This window comes from Streptomyces sp. NPDC059008, assembly GCF_042749045.1.
GTDB lineage: Bacteria > Actinomycetota > Actinomycetes > Streptomycetales > Streptomycetaceae > Streptomyces.
On sequence record NZ_JBHYJC010000001.1, the window covers coordinates 223,445 to 241,890 of the forward strand.

Consider the following 18,446-nt stretch of genomic DNA (forward strand, 5'->3'; position numbering starts at 1 on the left):
ACCGCCCCGGCCCCTCATCGGATCCGACGGGGCGTCAGTGCTCGCCCGCCGGGATCGTTCCGAGCCGGCCGGCCTGGAAGTCCTCGAAGGCCTGGGCCAGCTCGGCGTGGGTGTTCATCACGAACGGGCCGTAGTGCATCATCGGCTCGCGGATCGGCCGCCCGCCCAGCAGCACCACCTCGAAGTTCGGGCTGCGCGACTCCTGGGACTCGTCCGCCCGGATCGTGATCGAGTCTCCGGCCCCGAAGACCACCGCCTGCCCCATACGGAACGGGCGGCCCTCCGCGCCGGCCGAGCCGCGGCCGGCCAGGCCGTAGGCGAGGGCGTTGAAGTCCTTGCGCCAGGGCAGGGTCAGCTCGGCGCCCGGGTTCACCGTCACATGCATCATCGTGATCGGAGTGTGGGTGATGCCCGGCCCCTGGTGGCCGTCGAGGTCCCCGGCGATCAGCCGCAGCAGCGCACCGCCGTCGCCGGAGGTCAGCAGCTTGACCTGGCCGCCGCCGATGTCCTGGTAGCGGGGAGCCATCATCTTGTCGCTCTTCGGCAGGTTCACCCACAGCTGGAGGCCGTGGAAGAGGCCGCCGGACATCACCAGCGACTCCGGCGGCGCCTCGATGTGCAGCAGGCCGGAGCCGGCCGTCATCCACTGGGTGTCGCCGTCGTTGATGACGCCGCCGCCACCGTGCGAGTCGCGGTGCACGAAGGTGCCGTCGATCAGGTACGTGACGGTCTCGAAGCCGCGGTGCGGGTGCCAGGGCGTGCCCTTGGGCTCTCCCGGCGCGTACTCCACCTCACCCATCTGGTCCATCATGATGAACGGGTCGAGGTGCTTGTAGTCGATGCCGGCGAAGGCCCGGCGCACCGGGAAGCCCTCGCCCTCGAACCCGCTCGGAGCGGTGGCCACGGCCAGCACGGGACGGGTGTGCGCCTCGGCGGGTGCCGCCACGCGCGGCAGGGTCAGCGGGTTCTCAACGGTCACAGCGGGCATGACGGCCTCCTCGGTCGCTCACAACTTAGTTGAATCCTGAACAACCTGCAAGGCATGCGGCATTCCCACCCGCGTTTGCGCAGGTGAAAGCTGGTATGAAAGAGGATCGAGCGGCGCTTCGGCGGCCGCCGTCAGCCGTACATCCGCCGCATCGCGAAGTCGACCATCTGCTCCACGGCCTTCGCGTCGAAGACCATCCGGTGATCGCCCTCCATGTCGAGGACGAACCCGTAACCCGTCGGCAGCAGGTCGAGCACCTCGGCACCGGTGATCACGAAGTACTTGGACTCCTTGCCCGCGTACCGCCGCAGCTCCTTGAGCGAGGTGAACATCGGGATCACCGGCTGCTGGGTGTTGTGCAGCGCCAGGAAGCCGGGGTTGTCACCGCGCGGACAATAGACCTTGGACGTGGAGAAGATGCCCTGGAAGTCCTCGGCCGACATCGAGCCGGTGGTGAAGGCCCGCACCGCGTCGGCGAGCGAGGGCGGCGACGGCTCGGGATACAGCGGCTGCTCGCCATAGCCCCCGGGGGCCGGTTGCTGCGGCGGGGGCGGTGGCGCACCGTACTGCTGCCCGGCACCCGCGTTCTGGTCGTAGCCGTACATGCGCCACAGCGTACTGAGTCGGCGATTCACCGGGGGACGCTCGTCACAGATGGGCGGAAGGGGTTGATTCTTATTACCCGCGGGTAGCATCATTTAACTACTAGCCGGTATTGCGTCTGAGGTCCCTCCCTTGGGGCCCTCTCCCGAACCCTTACGGAGCCGTACCCATGGGCCACTACAAGTCGAATCTCCGCGACATCGAGTTCAACCTCTTCGAGGTGCTCGGCCGTGACAGCGTGTACGGCACCGGACCGTTCGCGGAGATGGATGCCGACACCGCCAAGAGCGTGCTGTCCGAGCTCGCCCGCCTCGCCGAGAACGAGCTGGCCGACTCCTTCGTCGACGCCGACCGCAACCCCCCGGTCTTCGACCCCGAGACCAACACCGCGCCGATCCCGGACTCCTTCAAGAAGAGCTACCAGGCCTTCATGGACTCCGAGTACTGGCGTCTGGGCCTGCCCGAGGAGATCGGCGGCACCACCGCTCCGGCCACCCTGATCTGGTCCTACGCGGAGCTGATCCTCGGTTCGAACCCGGCCGTGTGGATGTACTCCTCCGGCCCCGCCTTCGCCGGCATCCTGTACTCCGAGGGCAACGAGGCGCAGAAGAAGGTCGCCCAGATCGCCGTCGAGAAGCAGTGGGGCTCCACCATGGTCCTCACCGAGCCGGACGCCGGCTCGGACGTGGGCGCCGGCCGCACCAAGGCCGTGGAGCAGGAGGACGGCTCCTGGCACATCGAGGGCGTGAAGCGCTTCATCACCTCCGGTGAGCACGACATGTCGGAGAACATCCTCCACTACGTCCTCGCCCGCCCCGAGGGTGCCGGTCCGGGCACCAAGGGCCTGTCCCTCTTCCTCGTGCCGAAGTACCACTTCGACTGGGAGACCGGCGAGCTGGGCGAGCGCAACGGCGTGTACGCGACGAACGTCGAGCACAAGATGGGCCTGAAGGCCTCCAACACCTGCGAGATGACGTTCGGCGACCAGCACCCCGCCAAGGGCTGGCTGATCGGCGACAAGCACGACGGCATCCGCCAGATGTTCCGCATCATCGAGTTCGCCCGGATGATGGTCGGCACGAAGGCCATCGCGACGCTGTCGACCGGCTACCTCAACGCCCTTGAGTACGCCAAGGAGCGCGTCCAGGGTCCGGACCTGGCGAACTTCATGGACAAGACCGCGCCGAAGGTCACCATCACCCACCACCCCGACGTGCGCCGCTCGCTGATGACGCAGAAGGCGTACGCGGAGGGCATGCGCGCCCTGGTGCTGTACACCGCCTCCGTCCAGGACTCGATCGCGCTCAAGGAGGCCGCGGGCGAGGACTCCTCGGAGCTGAACGCGCTCAACGACCTGCTGCTGCCCATCGTCAAGGGCTACGGCTCGGAGAAGTCCTACGAGCAGCTGGCACAGTCCCTGCAGACCTTCGGTGGCTCCGGCTACCTGCAGGAGTACCCGATCGAGCAGTACATCCGGGACGCCAAGATCGACACCCTCTACGAGGGCACCACCGCCATCCAGGGCCAGGACTACTTCTTCCGGAAGATCGTCCGTAACCAGGGCCAGGCGCTGAACACCCTCGCCGAGGAGATCAAGAAGTTCCTGGCCGAGGGCACCGGCGGCACGGAGCTGGAGCAGGCCCGCGGCGAGCTGGGCAAGGCCGCCGCCGACCTGGAGGCGATCGTCGGCGCCATGCTGACCGACCTCGCCGCCACGGAGAAGGACGTCAAGTCCATCTACAAGGTCGGCCTGAACACCTCGCGCCTGCTGCTGGCCTCGGGCGATGTCGTCATCGGCTACCTCCTGCTCAAGGGCGCGGCGGTGGCGAGCGCCAAGCTGGCGGACGCCTCCTCCAAGGACAAGGCGTTCTACGCCGGCAAGATCGCCGCGGCGAAGTTCTACGCCCACAACGTCCTGCCGGGCGTCGCCGTGCAGCGGCAGCTGGCCGAGTCCGTCGACCAGTCGCTGATGGAGCTCGACGAGGCCGCGTTCTAAGAGCGTCGTCCGCGACCGGTCCGCGGCGTTTCTTAGAGGTCTCTCAGATTCGCCGTTCAGACTGACGGAGCCCGCCTCTCTTCCCCCGGAGAGGCGGGCTCCGTCCTGTCCGCCGGGTGCCGCCACGCGGCCCGGACCGCGGATGCGGCCGCCCGGGCGACCGGAATCGTTCACTCCATGGGGTTTTCGGCGTGCACCGCGGAAATCCTGGCCGGAAGGGAGCGGCGTCACGTCGCACGCGCACGGGGAATGCGGGGCCTTGCTCCTTATGCTGAATCCATGACCAACTCCGCCCGCTTCGATCGCGGCCACACCGACGACTTGATGTCCTTCCTAGCCGCCAGCCCGTCGCCCTACCACGCGGTCGCCAACGCGGCGGAGCGGCTGGAGAAGGCCGGTTTCCGGCAGGTCGCGGAGGTCGACGCATGGGACGGCGAGAGCGGCGGGAAGTATGTGCTGCGCGGCGGCGCGATCATCGCCTGGTACGTGCCGGAGGGCGTGAGCGCTGCGACTCCGTACCGAATTGTCGGGGCTCACACCGACTCTCCCAATTTGCGGGTCAAACCGATTCCCGACACCGGTGCCCGCGGCTGGCGGCAGATCGCCGTGGAGATCTACGGCGGCACCCTGCTCAACACCTGGCTCGACCGCGATCTGGGCCTCAGCGGTCGGGTGACGCTGCGGGACGGCAGCAACCGGCTGGTCAATGTCGACCGGGCGTTGCTGCGGGTGCCCCAGCTGGCGGTGCACCTCGACCGCTCGGTGAACTCCGAGGGCCTCAAGCTGGACAAGCAACGCCATATGACGCCGATCTGGGGGCTGGGCGAGGTGGCCGAGGGCGATCTGATCGCGTTCGTCGCCGAGGAGACCGGCGTCCCGGTCGAGGACATCAAGGGCTGGGACCTGATGGTGCACAGCATCGAGCCACCGTCCTACCTGGGCCGCGACAGCGAGCTGGTCGCCGGACCGCGGATGGACAACCTGCTGTCCGTGCACGCCGGTACCGCCGCGCTGACCGCCGCGGCCGCCAGCGGCGGCGCGCTGACCAGCATCCCGGTGCTGGCCGCCTTCGACCACGAGGAGAACGGCAGCCAGTCCGACACCGGCGCGGACGGCCCGCTGCTCGGCACGGTGCTGGAGCGCTCGGTGTTCGCCCGCGGCGGCTCGTACGAGGACCGGGCACGCGCCTTCGCCGGCACGATCTGCCTGTCGTCGGACACCGGTCACGCCGTGCACCCCAACTACAGCGAACGGCATGAGCCCGGGCACCACCCGATGCCCAACGGCGGGCCGATCCTGAAGGTGAACGTCAATCAGCGCTATGCGACGGACGGCAGCGGACGGGCGGTCTTCGCGGCCGCCTGCGAGCGCGCCGGTGTGCCGTGGCAGAGCTTCGTCTCCAACAACTCGATGCCGTGCGGCACCACGATCGGGCCCATCACCGCGGCCCGGCACGGCATCGCGACGGTCGACATCGGCGTGGCGATCCTGTCCATGCACTCGGCCCGCGAACTGTGCGGCGCCGAGGACCCCTACCTGCTGGCGAACGCCCTGACGGCCTTCCTGGAGGGCTGAGTTGGAATTCTCACTGCTCGGCCCGATCGCCGTGACGACCGGCTCCGGGGAGCTGTCGCTCGGGCCCGCCAAACGGCGCAGTGTGCTGGCGCTGCTGTTGCTGCAACCCAACACCACCGTTCCACTGGAGCAGTTGATCGACTCCCTGTGGGAGGACGAGCCGCCCGAGCATGCCCGAACGGTCGTCCAGGGGCATGTCTCACGGCTGCGCGCCACGCTCGCCGAGGGCGGGGCGCAGACCTTCGGCATCGAGCTCACCACGCATGGCTCGGCCTATCTGCTGCGGCTGCCGGAGGAGCTGATCGACGCCCACCGGTTCGGTGAGCTGGTGACGCTGGCGCGCCCCGAGGCGGCGCCGGCCGATGCCGTACCGCTGCTGCGCGAGGCGCTGGGGCTGTGGCGCGGGCCCGCGCTGACCGGCACGGTCACCAGCCCGCCGTTCGCGGCCGCGGCGCACGCTCTGGAGGAGCGCCGGCTGACGGCGGTGGAGGCGCTGGGACGGGCCCACGGCACGCTCGGTGAGCACGAGCAGGCCGCCGCCATCCTCTACTCCGCGGCCGTCAACCACCCCTTGCGGGAAGGGCTGATCGCGGAGCTGATGCGGGCGCTGTTCCGCACGGGCCGGCAGTCCGACGCGCTGGAGTGGTTCCACCGCACCCGCCGGCTGCTCAACGAAGAGCTGGGCGTCGACCCGGGCGAGCGGCTGCGCGGAGCGTACGAGGAGATCCTGCGGGCAGAGGCGGCGGGTGGAGGGCGTACGGCCGCCCGGCCTGCGGCGGGCGCACACAGGACCGGTGACGACGCCAAGGACGCACCGGCGTTTCACGTGAAACATGGCCCCGGCGGGCCACTGCCCGCGCAGAGCACCGGCACGGCCGGTGGGTCCGACACGAAGGGCACGTCTGCGGGCTCGGCCGGCGGTGCCGGGGACGGTTCGCGGTCCGGCCCGGGGACCGGCTCGGGGCGGGCCGGTGCGGCTCCGCGGCTGCTGCCCCGGGCGCCGGCCCGGTTCCTCGGACGCGAGGCGCAACTGAGCGCCCTGACCGAGGTGTTGACCGACCGTACGACCGGCGAGAGCCCGCTCGCCGTGGTCGCGGGGCCGGCCGGTGTCGGCAAGACGGCCTGCGCCGTGCAGTGGGCGCATCTGTACGCCAGTGCCTTCCCCGACGGCCAGCTCTTCGCCGACCTGCGCGGCTTCGGCGAGGGCGACGAGGCGCCGCCGGCCGAGATCCTGCGCGACTTCCTGCTGGCGCTCGGCACCCCTGCCGAGCGGGTGCCCGGTTCGGCCCAGGCCGCCTCGGCACTGTTCCGGTCGTTGGTCTCCGAGCGTCGGCTGCTGGTCGTCCTGGACAATGCGCGCAGCTCGGCACAGGTGCGGCCGTTGCTGCCCGGAGGCCCGCACTGCGCCACGGTCGTCACCAGCCGCAGCCGGCTCGACGGCCTGGTCGCCACGGACTGGGCCCGGCCGGTGGGACTCCAGGCGCTGGGACACGAGGAAGGCGCGGCGCTGCTCGGCGCCATGCTCGGCCCGGAGCGAGTGGCCGAGGACCCGGCCGCCGCCCGCGAGTTGGTCGACCTGTGCGACGGTCTGCCGCTGGCGCTGCGGGCCGCGGCCGCCCAGCTCACCGCCCGGCCCCGCTGGCGGCTGGCCCGGCTCGCCGCGGCGCTGCGCGACGAACAACGGCGGCTGGCCCTGCTGTCGGCGGAGGACACCGGGATGGCGGCGGCGCTGCGGATGTCCGTCGCCCGACTGTCGGCGGACGACGCACGGCTGCTCAGGGCGCTGGCGACCAGCGCTGACGGGCATCTCAACGCCTCGGTGGCGGCGGCCCTGGCCGGGTACGACCAGGAGCGCACCCAGGACGGTCTGGACCGGCTCGCCGAGATGCATCTGGTGGACGAGGAAGCCACCGACGTCTACACGATCAGCACGCTGACCCAGCTCTTCGCGCGAGATGAGCGAGGGGAGGGCGGCAAGGGCGGTGCGGAGGGCCGCGGCGTCGCCGGCGACGAGGGGGAGGGGCGCCGCTGAGCGGTGCGTACCCCGCTTCATGTGCGGGGACGTTAGGCGCACGTTAGTGGCACGGCAGCGGCGCGCGGCAACCTGGTGGACAGCTCGCAGGACCGACCGCACCAGTCCACCGCCCGGGGGAGACCGACCATGCCGTGCAGCCAGGACCACCTCAGCAGCCCGCGCTCGTCCCGTGGCGTCCGCCGTCGTACGCTCCGGATCGCCGCGGCCGGCCTGACCGCCGTCGCCGCGCTCACCCTCACCGCCTGCGGTGGCCAGGACAACCCGCTCCAGACCAGCGCGGCCAAGCCGTTCAACCCGGCGCCCGGGACCGCCGAGCACCCGGCGGCCGAGGCGGGCGAGGAGCCGGCGGCGAACGGGGACGGCTCCGCACAGGGCGGTACCCGGCCTGACGGCGGCACTGCGGAGCAGGTGTCGGCGGGACGCGGCGCCACCGGGGCGGGCGCCGGGACCGGCGGTGCGGGCAGGAGCGACAGGGCCGACGACGTCCGGCACCCCGCCTGCGACGCCGCCGCGGTGCGGATCGTCGCCAAGCCGCTCAAGGAGCCGGTCAACCATCTGCTGCTGGTCGCCACCAACACCTCCGGCGCCACCTGTGACCTCTACTTCGCCCCGAACCTGCGGTTCGGCCAGGCGCAGTCCCCGCTCCCCGAGCTGCCGGACAGCAAGCCACACGGCCTGGTCGCCCTCGCCCCCGGCGAGTCCGGCTACGCCGGTGTGCTGACCTCCTCCGCCGACGGTTCCGGCCGCGGCGGCAGGACCGTGACCGGCCTGTCCGTCGGCCTTCCCGGCCGCGACGGCAAGGGCAGCATCGGCGGCGCCGCGCAGGTGGCGCTCCCGGGCGGCTCGGTGTACGTCGACGACAGTGCGTGGGTGACGTACTGGCAGGCGAACCCGCGCGAGGCGACCGCTTGGTGAGTCGGCTCCACCGAGCCGCCTTCCGGCGAGATCCCCCAAAGCCAGGGCGCCCGCAATCCCCCAGCGGGCGCCCTTTCGCCTGCCCGCTGTCCCGTCATGTCTCGCACAACGGCCCGCCTTATCCCATGACGTTGACGTCTTCGCAGGTCACAGCCGTGCTCAGGCCCGGCACATCCCATGGGACGAAGAACCTCCGGCCGGCTGCCGCACCCCCCTCCACGATGGTCCCCGTCGCCGCGAACGGACTGCCCGGCGGCTCACCATCGGCCGGCGACCACCAGGTCGACCGGCCGCATACGGAGGGGAATTGGCATGTACGAGCACAGCGGCACGCACCCGGCGGACTCCACGACCCCCGCGGACCGCACCGGCGGCGGTGGCACGGGCGGCGGCCGGTCCCCGCTCCGCCGGACCGTGCTGCGCAGGGTCCTGCCCGCCGTCGCCGCGGCCGGCATCGGCGTCGCCGGATTCGCGGGCTTCGCCCACGGCAGCACAGGCGGACCTGCCGCGGCCGGCACCAAGCTCTCCCGCGACACCGCCACCACGTCCGCCACCACGTCCGCCCTCGGCTCCGCCCGCACCGCTCGCGCCGCGGACGCCGGCTCGATACGGCAGACCGCGGCCGCCGCCGACTTCCCCACCTGGGGCACCCGTTGGGCCGTGCACGCCACCGCGGACGTCGACTCGCCCTCGGTCGGAATGATCAACAAGACCGCGCCGGGGCAGGACCGGATCACCGCGGACTACCAGGTCGACACCGGCCGCAAGGTCTGCGAGGGCAGCGCCTGCTCGACGTTCATGGCGCACCTCACCGGTCCGGTCACCGGCTTCCTGAGCGTGGTCGCGGTGGACATCCCGCAGGACCGGCTGCCGGGCGTACCGGTCCAGGGCGGTGGCGGGCATCCGCAGCCGGGTGGCTCCCGCCAGGAGGCGCTCAACCGCGCCGCCACCTGGCTGACCGCCGACAACGGCGCCCAGGTCCCGTACAGCCAGGCCAAGGTCTGGAAGGACGGCTACCGGCAGGACTGCTCCGGCTATGCGTCCATGGCGCTCGGGCTGCCGACGCCGGGCACCAACACCGTGGGCCTGGCCACCGACCGCAAGCTCACCCGGCCCGTCTCGCTGGCTGAACTCAAGCCCGGTGACCTGCTCATCGACGCGGCCGGCGACAACAACAACCGGCATGTGGTGATCTTCGAGAAGTGGAACAACGATGCGCACTCCTCGTACACCGCCTTCGAGCAGCGCGGCGGCCACGGCACCGACCACCGGACGCTGACCTATGGACTTCCCGGCGGTGACGCCGAGTTCAAGCCCTACCGTCCCGTGACGTTCGGCGACTGACCCGGTCCGGGCGTGCGGTCCGCCGGAAGACCGGACGCTGTTTCACGTGAAACCTACGCGGTTTTTACGTGAAACGTCACCAACCGATCCGGGTCCGATCCGGATCGTGTAACGAGGGGTACTTCCGCCACAGGGGAGCGGAAGTACCCCTCGCGCGCGCATGTCCGCTGTGCTGGAATGCGGGACGTGCCTGGCCATCAGAACCACGCCGCCCACTCCCGTCGCAAGCCCCTGGCCCCCCTTCCCGACGAACTCTCCGGTCCGGCAAGGGACTTCGTCGCCGCCCTGCGCCGTATGCACGGTGAACTCGGCTACAGCCTCAAGGAGTTGGAGGGCCGGCTGCCCGCCAGCCGCTCGTCCCTGTCGCGCTATCTGCGCGGCCAGAGCCTGCCCGACGAACGGCTGCTGGTGCAGTGGTGCAAGCTCTCCTTCACCGGCGAGGACCGGCTGCCCGCCCTGGTCGAGCTGCTGCACCGGGCCCAGGAAGCCGCGGACGCGGGCGAGCGCGGTGAGCCGGCTGCCCAGGAGCGGGACGGGACCTCCGGCGCGGAGCACCCGGCCGGAGCCGAGGCCGCGCCGACGGCCGGTCGGCGCCGGCTGCGGCTGGTCCTCGCCGCGCTCGGGACGGCCGCCGTACTCGCCGCCGCGGCCCTGGCGGTGCCGGCACTGACCTCGTCCGGCGACGCACCGGACGCCGATGGCACCGGTGCGCGGGGGCCACAGACCGGGGCGAAGGGCACCGCATCCGCCGAGATCACCGTCCACAACGTCGAACGCGCCTGTCAGCACCGGCACACCGAGAACTGCGCACTCGCCCTGGCCCGCGACCCCTACCGGGTCTACCGGCGCTCCAACGTCGTGGGACACGTCTGGCACGGCGAGGTGCTGCGCGCGCTGTGCCGGGTCGCCAACGGGGTCACGGTCACCGACGAGGTGGGCGGGCACAGCAGCATATGGTTCCGGGTGGATCGCGCCGGGAAGCAGATGTGGGTGCCCGGCATCCGGATCCGTCCCGAACAGCTCGAAAACACCCCGCTGCCCAGCTGTCCGAACGGATCTTGAGCCTTCTCACCCCTCTGATCTGCGGCGACGCCGCACCACTACCCCGCCGGGCGAACCCGCCCTGGCGTACCGGACCGCAATCGATATCGTGGCCGTGCCATGACAGACACGCCGCATTGATCGCAGTGACCCACTGGGGGACCCACCCATGACCGCACGCCGCACCCGCCGCCGCTCCGCCGCGTACGCCGCGCTGGCCCTCGGGCTGGCCGGCTCGCTCGCGCTGACCGGCTGCAACAGCCACTCGAAGAAGTCGAAGAAGTCCTCCTCCTCGTCCTCTAAGAGCAAGAAGCGCAAGATCATCGGTGGCGGTGCGGCCGCGGCGGGGGCAGGCGCGGGGGCGGCGTCGCGCAAGCCGACCTACTGCACCACCGGCACCTCGGCGGACTTCACGTTCACCACGCGGACCAACCCGAGCCACGTGATCGTGAAGTACCACAACAGCAAGAGCCGCTCCTGCTACCTCTACAACTCGCCGATGCTGTACTTCGGCACCTCCAAGCAGCCGCTGGGCTACTTCGAGGGCCCGCCGTCGTTCGGCGACTCCCAGCGGATCGAGGTCCCGGCGCGCGGGAACGCCTACGCGAGCATCCCCACCACCAACGCCGCGGACAAGGGCACCAAGCAGAAGCTGGTGAAGATCGGCTTCATGAACGCCACGGAGCCCACCCAGCGCGGTCTGTCGACCACCGTCAATTTCTCGCAGTACGCCAGCCTGCCGTCCGTCGGCAAGACCGCCAAGGTCGGCGACTGGTACCTGACCGACAAGCTGGCCGAGATCAAGACCAACACCGGTCACTGACCGGCGGCGGTCACCGACCGTGGCGGGGGCCGCGACGGCCCCCGCCGCCGGCTACTGGGCGTCCAGCCCCGCCAGGACGAGCCCCAGCCGGGCCACCCCGTCCTCGGCGACCTCGACCGGAACGCCCCAGTCCTGCTGGTGCACATGGCAGGCGGGGTACTCGATGTCCGGGGCGTCGTCGCAGGACGCCGCCATCGCCGAGACGTGCAGCACGCCCTCGGGCACACCCTCCGCGAGCACCAGGTCCCGCGCGAGGTCGGTGCCCGCGCCCGCGCCCTCGGCGAGCAGCTCCGGCGGTGTCGCGCTCACCAGCAGCCGAGTCGAGGGGCCGTAGCGGGTGTCGAGCTTCTGGCCCGCGGGGGCCTGGAAGACCACCTCCAGCCGCAGCGCGCCCGGGGCGACCGCGGTGGCCGCGCGCTGGGTGCGATGCGCCACCGACTCGACGCGTACCGCCTCCTCCGGCAGCCGCAACCGGGTCAGTCGGTGCCGCGCCGACTCCACCACGACGATGTCGTCGTCCACGAGGACCGCGGCGGACGGCTCGCGCAGATCCGTCGCCAGCGTCGTGACCTCGCCGCTCGCGGGATCGTAGCGGCGCAGCGCGTGGTTGTAGGTGTCCGCGACGGCGACCGAACCGTCGGGCAGCGCGGTCACGCCCAGCGGATGCTGCAGCAGCGCCTGACCGGCGGCGCCGTCGCGGTGCCCGAAGTCGAACAGGCCGGTGCCGACGGCCGTACGGATGACATAGCCGCCGCCGTCACCGTCTTCGGCGCGCTCCGCCCAGCGCACCGCGCTGGTCTCCGAGTCCGCGATCCACAGCCGGTCGCCGGCCGCCGCAAGCCCGGACGGCTGGGCGAACCAGGCCTCGGCCGCCGGGCCGTCCACCAGACCCTCGTTGGTCGTGCCGGCCGCGACCTCGACCGTGCCGGTGGCCGGGTCGTACGTCCACAGCTGGTGCACCCCGGCCATCGCGATCCACAACCGGTCCTGCCACCAGGCGATGTCCCAGGGCGAGGAGAGCGCCACCTCGCGGGCCGGACCCGAGGTCGGTGAGCCCTGCCACCACTGCTTGCCGGTGCCGGCCACGGTCTCCAGCGCACCGGTGGCCGGATCGAAGACGCGGATGGCGTGGTTGACGGTGTCCGCCACGGCCACCCGTCCGTCGGGCAGCAGCGCCAGGCCCTGCGGCTCGTTGAAGGAGTCCGGCGTCAGACCGCGTGCGCCGCTGCCGATCCGGCGCAGCACCCGCTCGCCGTCCGCCGCCAGCTCCACCAGCTGGTGGCGGGTGGTGTCCGAGACGAGGAAGCCGCCGTCCGGCAGCCGCACCGCCTTGCCGGGGAAGCGCAGATCGGTGGCGACCGGCTCCGGCGGCACATAGGGGCCGTCGCCGCGCCGCAGCGTGCCCTTCGCCTCGTGCTCGGCCTCCAGCTCCTCGACGAGCTTGGCGAGGGCGTGCGCATGGCCCTCGCCGGCGTGCTGGGCGACGACATACCCCTCGGGGTCGATCACCACCAGCGTCGGCCAGGCCCGGACCGCGTACTGCTTCCAGGTGGCGAGCTCGGGGTCGTCCAGCACCGGATGCTCGACGCCGTAGCGCTCGACGGCGTCCACCACCGCCTGGTGCTCGGCCTCGTGCACGAACTTCGGGGAGTGCACCCCGATGATCACCAAGGTGTCGCGGTGCCGCTCCTCCAGCTCCCGCAGCTCGTCCAGGACATGCAGACAGTTCACACAGCAGAACGTCCAGAAGTCCAGGACGACAATGCGTCCTCGCAGGTCGGAGAGGGTCAGTTCGTTGTTTCCGGTGTTCAGCCAGCCGCCCTTGCCGATCAGCTCGGGGGCCCGGACGCGCGCACGTGAAGCCATGTGGACATTCAACGTCACTCCGGTGCCCGCACATTCCGCAGGGGCGCCGGGGAACACCTCAGCCATGCAGCCATCCCCCGGGGCCGAGCCCCCGCGCTCCCGCAAGTACCTCGTACGCGACCGGATCTTCGGCATCGGCGACGACTACTGGATCGAGGACGAGCACGGGCGGCACGCCTTCCTCGTGGACGGCAAGGCACTGCGACTGCGCGAGACCTTCGAGCTGAAGGACCCCGAGCGGCGGGTGCTGATCACCATCCGCAAGAAGATGCTGGCCCTGCGCGACACCATGACGATCGAGCGGGACGACGCGGCGCTGGCCACCATCAGACGCAAGCGGCTCTCGCTGCTGCGCAACCACTACCGGGTCGAGCTGGTGGACGGCACCCACCTGGATGTCAGCGGCAAGATCCTGGACCGGGAGTTCGCGATCGAGTACGACGGCGAGCTGCTCGCCGAGATCTCGCGGCGCTGGCTGACCGTGCGCGACACGTATGCGGTCAATGTCGTACGGGACGACGCGGATCCGGCGCTGCTGATCGCCCTCGCGGTCTGTGTGATCCGGCTGGCGGAGCGGGAGCGCGGGGAGGACTGAGCGGCGGGCGCCGAAACCGTGGGCCGCAGCCCTCAACGACCGTGGCACATCCGCCTACGATGGTCCCCCGAAAGCACTGCCGGGGTGCCCGTGCGCAGCGTAACTTAACTGCACAGACAGCATGCCCGCGTACGAACCGTCCGAGGGGTCCCGTGACCGTCCATCCCAGCCTTCAGTCCTCCATCGATGCCTGGACTCACTCCATAGAAGCGATAACCGAGCTGGTGACCCCGCTCGTCGAGGGCGAGTGGAACAGGGCGACGTGCCTCCCAGGGTGGTCCGTTCGCGATGTGGTCTCCCACATCATCGGCCTGGAATGCGAGATGCTGGGCGACCCTCGGCCGATCCACACGCTGCCGCGGGACCTCTACCACGTGCGCAGCGAGTCGGCGCGCCGCATGGAGGTGCAGGTCGACGTCCGCCGGCACCACACCGGGCCGGAGATGGTCAGCGAACTCGAATACACCGTGATCCGCCGGTCCCGTCAGCTGCGCAACGAGTCCCGCCAGCCGGACGCCGTGGTGCGCAGCCCCCTCGGCGAGGAGCGGTCGCTGGAATTCGTGCTCCAGCAGCGTGCGTTCGACGTCTGGGTCCATGAGCAGGACCTGCGCCGGGCGCTCGGCAAGCCCGGCAACCTCGACTCCCCCGGCGCGCATGTCACGCGCGATCTGCTGGTGAAGGTGCTGCCCGGCGTCGTCGCCAAGAGGGCCCAGGCGCCCGCCGATTCGGCGGTGGTCTTCGACGTCAGCGGACCGCTGGAGTTCCTGCGCACGGTCCGCGTCGACGCCGAGGGCAAGGCCACCATCGACGGCAGCGTCTCCCTCGGCCCGACCGTGACGTTCGCCCTGGACTGGGACACCTTCCACCAGCTGGCCTGCGGCCGGGTCCGGCCGGCGGCCGTCGCCGAGCAGGTCAAGATCGACGGTGACGATCAGCTGGCCGAGGCGATCCTGAACAACCTCGCGGTCACGCCGTAGCGCAGACCGGGAGACGGGCGGGGGCGTCCCGGCGGTGATGTTTCACGTGAAACAGCCCCCGCCACCACCTCACGCCGGGACGTGGACCGCCTCGACCCGGCTGACGACCAGCCGCTCACGCTCACGCCGGGCCGCGCTGCCGCGCAGCCGGAGGATCTGGCAGACGCCCACCGCCTCCAGGACGAAGATCGAGGCGAGGGCGATCCGGTAGTTGTCACCGGTCGCGTCCAGCAGGACGCCCACGGCCAGCAGCGTCGTCATCGACGCGGTGAAGCCGCCCATGTTGACGATGCCGGAGGCGGTGCCCTGGCGCTCGGGCGGATTGGCGGGCCGGGCGAAGTCAAAGCCGATCATCGAAGCCGGACCGCAGGCCCCCAGCACCGCGCACAGCACGATCAGCAGCCACATCGGCGCATGATCGGCCGGCCAGGACAGCACGATCGCCCACATCAGGGCGGTGGCGCCGACGGTGCCCAGGGCGAGCGGCATGCGTGCGGCGTGGTGGCGGGCGATGACCTGGCCGTAGACCAGTCCCACCGCCATGTTGGAGAGCACCACGAGGGTGAGCAGCTCACCGGCGGTGCCACGGGTCAGGCCCTGTGCCTCGACGAGGAACGGCAGGCCCCACAGCAGCAGAAACACCATCGCGGGGAACTGGGTGGTGAAGTGCACCCACATCCCCAGCCGGGTGCCCGGCTCCCGCCAGGCGTCCGCGATCTGCCGGCGCACGAACCCGGCGCCGGTGTGCTCGGCGGGCGCCGGCGGCGGCTCGAAGCCCTCCGGGTGGTCCTTGAGGAAGAGCAGCAGCAGGATCAGCACGAGGACACCGCCGGCCGCGCTGGCGGCGAACGTCGGGGTCCAGCCGAAGGTGTGCAGGAAGCGGGCGAGGACGAGGGTGGAGACCAGGTTGCCCGCCATCCCGACCAGCGCGGCGATCTGCGCGATCATCGGGCCCCGGCGGGACGGGAACCAGCGGGCACCCAGCCGCAGCACGCTGATGAAGGTCATCGCGTCACCGCAGCCGAGCAGCGCACGCGAGCCCAGCGCCATGGGATACGACGCGGAGAGCGCGAAGCCGAACTGGCCGACGGTGTAGAGCACGACGCCGAGGGTCAGCACCTTCTTGGCGCCGAGCCGGTCGACCATCAGACCGACGGGTATCTGCATCCCCGCGTACACCAGCAGCTGGAGGATGGAGAACGTCGACAGCGCCGAGGCGTTGATGTGGAAGCGCTCGGCGGCGTCCAGGCCGGCCACGCCGAGGCTGGTGCGGTAGGTGATCGCGACGAAGTAGACCGCGACGCCGATGCCCCAGACCGCCATGGCCTTACGGCCGCCGGGCGGGTCCAGGGGCAGCGGACGGACGGGGCCGCCGCCTATGCCGGAGCCACCGGCGCTCTCCGGTCCGCCGGTGCCGCCGCTCATCGCACGTCTCCCTGTGCGAGGTTGCGGACCCAGCTGACGTGGCGGTGCACGGCGTCGGTCGCGGCGGTCGCGTCACCGGCGCGCAGCGCCTGGAGGATCTCCGCGTGCTCGGCGATGTTCTTGGCGATCCGGTCGGGGTGGGCGTGCATGACCGCCACGCCCATCCGCAGCTGGCGGTCGCGCAGCTGCTCGTAGAGCCGGTCCAGGATCTGGTTGCCGGCGCTGCGCACGATGGCGGCGTGGAAGGCACGGTCGGTGACGGAGACGGCGGCCAGATCGCCGGCCGCGGCCTGCTCCCGCATCGTCTCCAGCAGCTCGGTCAGCTCACCGAGCAGCGGCTCGCCGGCGGGCACCGCCTTGGCCGCGGCGTGTTTCTCCACCAGCAGCCGGGTCTCGACGACATCGGCGATCTCCTGCGCGGAGACCGGAAGCACCAGCGCGCCCTTCTTCGGATAGAGCTTGATCAGCCCCTCGACCTCCAGCCGCAGCAGCGCCTCGCGCACCGGTGTGCGCGAGACCCCCACCGCGTCGGCCAGCTCGCCTTCGGTGAGCAGCATCCCGCCCTCGTAGCGGCGGTCCAGGACGGCGTCCTTGATGTGCGCATAGACCCGCTCGGCGGCGGGCGGCTGCTTGACGGCGGGTTCGGTGGCGGGGGCGGTGGGTGCGGACGCGGAGGGCATGCGCACAGGATAGATACAACAGGTATGCGTCCGACACCCGGTCCCGCGATGCGGACGATCACGAGGGCATTTGTCCAGGTAGCGGACCCATTGAGCCCTGCTCTGCAGCCGGTCGGCCGGGATGGGACCGCGTCCGTCAGCCCGGCATCCGTCCCTGCGCGACCAGCCGGTCCACCACCTGCGAGTGGGCGGGAGCACAGCGCTCACGCGCCTCCCGGCGGTCGAACCAGGCGTACTCGGCGATCTCCCGGCCCGGGACCGGTGCGATGTCCTGGGGCCCTCCGGTGAAACAGGTCATGTGCAGCCGGCGGCCGTTCTTGCCGTGCGCGACGTCATGGATGACGAACGCCTCCGACAGCTCCTCGGCGGGCACCACCAGCCCCAGCTCCTCGGAGAGCTCGCGCGACAGCGCCTCACGGGCGGTCTCCCCGGGCTCGTACTTGCCGCCCGGGAGGTAGAACGTGTCGTTCCCCCGCGTCCGTACGCTCAGCAGCCGCCCCTCGCGCAGATGCAGCCAGCCCACCGACCGCAGTGGCGCGACCCGCTCCAGGGCGATCAGCGGATGGCCGGTCTCCTCGTCCACCCGCCGCCCCCGCTCGGCGAAACCGAGGTGCGCGTAGAAGCGGCGGGCGCGGGCGTTGCCCTCGAAGACCTCCAGGGCCAGCGCGCCGTGCCGCGCCGCCGCATGCTCGATCAACTGGCGTCCGGTGCCACCGCCTTGGGCCTCCGGAGCCACGAACAACCCGCCGACCTCGGCGCCGGGCCCGTCCTCCGTGCACTCCCCGCGCCCGTCCGGCAGGATCCCGAGGAGGCCGACGACGGTGCCGTCACGCTCGGCCACCCAGTTCTCCGCCTGGACGAGGTACACCTCGCGGAGGACCCGGGCCCGTTCGCCTGCGCCCTCTCCCTCGATGAAGGGGTGCGCCTGCCGTGCGGCCCGCGCCCACAGATCGGTGACAACGTCCTGGTCGGAGGCCCGATAGCGCCGGATGATCATGTCGTTGGTCATTTCGCCGACCGTAGACAGCCCGGTCGGCAGCGGCAAACCCTTTCCGGCGCCGCGGCCCGCCGCCGCCCTCGGGAGGGGGACCGGAGGGGGACGTAGGGTCCACCTAAAGTCTGACGCGAGTCCGTACCTGGCGCGTACGGATCGGCCCGAATCCCATGGGTGAATGGAGGCATGGAGCCGGGGAGGCTCCGACACTCAAGGGGAGTTGACCATGCAGCCCAGGACGAACGCCGGCCGCCGGACGCGGAACACCGTCGTACTGGCATTGATCGTCGCCAGCCTGTGGGCGGGTTTCACGCTGACGCGGGGCGCCGCGCACGCCGACGAGTCCGGCCCGACCGGTCCGGTGGCGCACTTCAGCCGCGCCGTGGAGCTCATCCGGGGCTGACCACCCCGGACAACGCCGGAGCGAGCCGCCGAGCCGGCCTCAGGCACCGTTTCACGTGAAACTGGGCCGGGGGGCGGTTTAACGGATAACAACCCCCGCCCCGCCCCAAACGCCGGCCCGCTAAACCCCCCCTGATGAACCCCCTGGGGCGCGGCACCCACCCCCCCACAAACCCCGGCAGCATTG

The 18,446-nt window shown here is 71.3% G+C and carries 16 protein-coding genes; 10 read left to right on the forward strand and 6 right to left on the reverse strand.

Annotated elements, in window-relative coordinates; all coding sequences use genetic code 11:
- Window positions 1–34: 34 nt before the first annotated feature.
- Window positions 35–988: a pirin family protein gene (locus tag ACFWZH_RS01020; protein WP_384424152.1), complete on the reverse strand. Its 954-nt coding sequence runs from the start codon at window positions 986–988 to the stop codon at window positions 35–37.
- A gap of 131 nt (window positions 989–1,119) precedes the next feature.
- Entirely contained in the window at window positions 1,120–1,593 is a 474-nt protein-coding gene (locus tag ACFWZH_RS01025; protein WP_030411509.1) for an SseB family protein, read from the reverse strand.
- A gap of 167 nt (window positions 1,594–1,760) precedes the next feature.
- Between ACFWZH_RS01025 and ACFWZH_RS01030 the strand changes: the two genes are divergently transcribed.
- The 7 genes from ACFWZH_RS01030 to ACFWZH_RS01060 all read left to right on the forward strand — a co-directional run bounded on the left by ACFWZH_RS01030 (window position 1,761) and on the right by ACFWZH_RS01060 (window position 11,320).
- Window positions 1,761–3,587, forward strand: coding sequence for an acyl-CoA dehydrogenase (locus ACFWZH_RS01030; protein WP_384424153.1), 1,827 nt, complete (start codon window positions 1,761–1,763; stop codon window positions 3,585–3,587).
- Window positions 3,588–3,866: 279 nt separating this feature from the next.
- Window positions 3,867–5,162 carry a M18 family aminopeptidase gene (locus ACFWZH_RS01035; RefSeq protein WP_384424154.1) on the forward strand — a complete coding sequence of 432 codons (1,296 nt, stop codon included), beginning with the start codon at window positions 3,867–3,869 and terminating at the stop codon, window positions 5,160–5,162.
- 1 nt (window position 5,163) lies between these two features.
- Window positions 5,164–7,194 (forward strand): BTAD domain-containing putative transcriptional regulator, encoded by a 2,031-nt coding sequence (locus ACFWZH_RS01040; RefSeq protein ID WP_384424155.1) that lies wholly within the window; start codon window positions 5,164–5,166, stop codon window positions 7,192–7,194.
- 129 nt (window positions 7,195–7,323) lie between these two features.
- Window positions 7,324–8,112 (forward strand): DUF4232 domain-containing protein, encoded by a 789-nt coding sequence (locus ACFWZH_RS01045; protein WP_384424156.1) that lies wholly within the window; start codon window positions 7,324–7,326, stop codon window positions 8,110–8,112.
- A 312-nt stretch (window positions 8,113–8,424) separates the two neighbouring features.
- Window positions 8,425–9,456, forward strand: a complete 1,032-nt coding sequence (locus ACFWZH_RS01050) for a hypothetical protein (RefSeq protein ID WP_384424157.1) — start codon at window positions 8,425–8,427, stop codon at window positions 9,454–9,456.
- A 177-nt stretch (window positions 9,457–9,633) separates the two neighbouring features.
- Window positions 9,634–10,518: a helix-turn-helix domain-containing protein gene (locus ACFWZH_RS01055; RefSeq protein ID WP_384424158.1), complete on the forward strand. Its 885-nt coding sequence runs from the start codon at window positions 9,634–9,636 to the stop codon at window positions 10,516–10,518.
- Window positions 10,519–10,666: 148 nt separating this feature from the next.
- Complete coding sequence (locus ACFWZH_RS01060) at window positions 10,667–11,320, forward strand: hypothetical protein (RefSeq protein WP_384424159.1); 654 nt, start codon at window positions 10,667–10,669, stop codon at window positions 11,318–11,320.
- A 51-nt stretch (window positions 11,321–11,371) separates the two neighbouring features.
- Here ACFWZH_RS01060 and ACFWZH_RS01065 read toward each other — a convergent pair whose 3' ends face one another.
- On the reverse strand, window positions 11,372–13,186 hold the full coding sequence (locus ACFWZH_RS01065; protein ID WP_384424160.1) for an NHL domain-containing thioredoxin family protein: 1,815 nt from the start codon (window positions 13,184–13,186) through the stop codon (window positions 11,372–11,374).
- Window positions 13,187–13,250: 64 nt separating this feature from the next.
- Here ACFWZH_RS01065 and ACFWZH_RS01070 point away from each other — a divergent pair, with 64 nt between their 5' ends.
- Window positions 13,251–13,781 (forward strand): LURP-one-related/scramblase family protein, encoded by a 531-nt coding sequence (locus tag ACFWZH_RS01070; protein ID WP_384424161.1) that lies wholly within the window; start codon window positions 13,251–13,253, stop codon window positions 13,779–13,781.
- A 152-nt stretch (window positions 13,782–13,933) separates the two neighbouring features.
- Window positions 13,934–14,758 carry a maleylpyruvate isomerase family mycothiol-dependent enzyme gene (locus ACFWZH_RS01075; protein WP_384424162.1) on the forward strand — a complete coding sequence of 275 codons (825 nt, stop codon included), beginning with the start codon at window positions 13,934–13,936 and terminating at the stop codon, window positions 14,756–14,758.
- Window positions 14,759–14,827: 69 nt separating this feature from the next.
- Here the strand turns inward: ACFWZH_RS01075 and ACFWZH_RS01080 are convergent, their stop codons facing one another.
- The 3 genes from ACFWZH_RS01080 to ACFWZH_RS01090 all read right to left on the reverse strand — a co-directional run bounded on the left by ACFWZH_RS01080 (window position 14,828) and on the right by ACFWZH_RS01090 (window position 17,872).
- A complete protein-coding gene (locus tag ACFWZH_RS01080; RefSeq protein WP_384424612.1) occupies window positions 14,828–16,081 on the reverse strand; it encodes a nitrate/nitrite transporter in 1,254 nt (417 codons plus the stop codon).
- 98 nt (window positions 16,082–16,179) lie between these two features.
- On the reverse strand, window positions 16,180–16,863 hold the full coding sequence (locus ACFWZH_RS01085; RefSeq protein ID WP_384424163.1) for a GntR family transcriptional regulator: 684 nt from the start codon (window positions 16,861–16,863) through the stop codon (window positions 16,180–16,182).
- Window positions 16,864–16,999: 136 nt separating this feature from the next.
- Window positions 17,000–17,872 carry a GNAT family N-acetyltransferase gene (locus ACFWZH_RS01090; RefSeq protein ID WP_384424164.1) on the reverse strand — a complete coding sequence of 291 codons (873 nt, stop codon included), beginning with the start codon at window positions 17,870–17,872 and terminating at the stop codon, window positions 17,000–17,002.
- 211 nt (window positions 17,873–18,083) lie between these two features.
- On the opposite strand from ACFWZH_RS01090, the gene ACFWZH_RS01095 reads away from it, so the two are divergent.
- Window positions 18,084–18,260, forward strand: coding sequence for a hypothetical protein (locus ACFWZH_RS01095; protein ID WP_384424165.1), 177 nt, complete (start codon window positions 18,084–18,086; stop codon window positions 18,258–18,260).
- Window positions 18,261–18,446 lie beyond the last annotated feature (186 nt).

Bases quoted from the DNA above. Each gene is read 5' to 3' on its own strand.
- ACFWZH_RS01020 (WP_384424152.1), bottom strand. From the start codon at position 988: ATGCCCGCTGTGACCGTTGAGAACCCGCTGACCCTGCCGCGCGTGGCG.
- ACFWZH_RS01055 (WP_384424158.1), top strand. From the start codon at position 9,634: ATGCGGGACGTGCCTGGCCATCAGAACCACGCCGCCCACTCCCGTCGC.
- ACFWZH_RS01090 (WP_384424164.1), bottom strand. From the start codon at position 17,872: ATGACCAACGACATGATCATCCGGCGCTATCGGGCCTCCGACCAGGAC.
- ACFWZH_RS01045 (WP_384424156.1), top strand. From the start codon at position 7,324: ATGCCGTGCAGCCAGGACCACCTCAGCAGCCCGCGCTCGTCCCGTGGC.
- ACFWZH_RS01050 (WP_384424157.1), top strand. From the start codon at position 8,425: ATGTACGAGCACAGCGGCACGCACCCGGCGGACTCCACGACCCCCGCG.
- ACFWZH_RS01035 (WP_384424154.1), top strand. From the start codon at position 3,867: ATGACCAACTCCGCCCGCTTCGATCGCGGCCACACCGACGACTTGATG.
- ACFWZH_RS01030 (WP_384424153.1), top strand. From the start codon at position 1,761: ATGGGCCACTACAAGTCGAATCTCCGCGACATCGAGTTCAACCTCTTC.
- ACFWZH_RS01060 (WP_384424159.1), top strand. From the start codon at position 10,667: ATGACCGCACGCCGCACCCGCCGCCGCTCCGCCGCGTACGCCGCGCTG.
- ACFWZH_RS01065 (WP_384424160.1), bottom strand. From the start codon at position 13,186: ATGGCTTCACGTGCGCGCGTCCGGGCCCCCGAGCTGATCGGCAAGGGC.
- ACFWZH_RS01080 (WP_384424612.1), bottom strand. From the start codon at position 16,081: ATGGCGGTCTGGGGCATCGGCGTCGCGGTCTACTTCGTCGCGATCACC.
- ACFWZH_RS01085 (WP_384424163.1), bottom strand. From the start codon at position 16,863: ATGCCCTCCGCGTCCGCACCCACCGCCCCCGCCACCGAACCCGCCGTC.
- ACFWZH_RS01025 (WP_030411509.1), bottom strand. From the start codon at position 1,593: ATGTACGGCTACGACCAGAACGCGGGTGCCGGGCAGCAGTACGGTGCG.
- ACFWZH_RS01070 (WP_384424161.1), top strand. From the start codon at position 13,251: ATGCAGCCATCCCCCGGGGCCGAGCCCCCGCGCTCCCGCAAGTACCTC.
- ACFWZH_RS01095 (WP_384424165.1), top strand. From the start codon at position 18,084: ATGCAGCCCAGGACGAACGCCGGCCGCCGGACGCGGAACACCGTCGTA.